Here is a 682-nt window from a genome sequence, read left to right as displayed (position 1 = left end):
TTTCATGAAAGTTTTATTAAGCAACATTAATTTTCAAATCCAAGTTGCTTTTTTAATGACACAAAAAAGCCAGCGTTTGTGCGCTGGCTCATACTAAATCGACCAAATTGATTTAAAAATGATTAGTGTGCTTGATCCCAGTTGTCACCGTGACCAGCTTCTGCCACCAAAGGCACTTTCAACTCTGCTGCAGATTCCATCAATTTCTGTACTTTACTTTCAATTTCGGACAAAGACGACTCTTCGACTTCAAATACCAGTTCATCGTGTACTTGCATCAAAAGTTTTACGCGACCATTGCCTTCTTCTTGAATCCATTGATCCACTCGCAGCATCGGTTTCTTAATAATGTCCGCTGCAGTGCCTTGCATTGGCGCATTGATCGCCGCTCGTTCTGCTGCTTTACGACGCATACCATTACGCGATTTGATTTCTGGCAGATGCAAACGTCGACCAAAAATGGTTTCTACATAACCTTTATCAGCTGCTGCGCTGCGCGTGTCTTCCATGTACTGCATTACACCTGGGTAACGCTCGAAGTATTTGTCCATGTAAGCTTGCGCTTCACCACGAGGAATGCCCAGCTGTTTTGCCAAGCCGAATGCGCTCATACCGTAAATCAGACCAAAGTTCACCGCTTTTGCACGGCGACGCTGCTCACTTGATACCTGATCAATAGACA

1 protein-coding gene is annotated in these 682 nt (G+C 44.1%); it reads right to left on the bottom strand.

Annotation, left to right across the window (positions count from 1 at the left end; genetic code table 11):
• Positions 1-122: 122 nt before the first annotated feature.
• Positions 123-682 (bottom strand): DNA polymerase (locus R7044_RS25660; RefSeq protein WP_263857051.1); only part of this gene is annotated, 560 nt, incomplete at its 5' end.

Source organism: Vibrio sp. 1402, from assembly GCF_033340275.1.
Note: the sequence above shows the minus strand (reverse complement) of the source record. Positions and strands in the feature narration are given on the sequence as shown.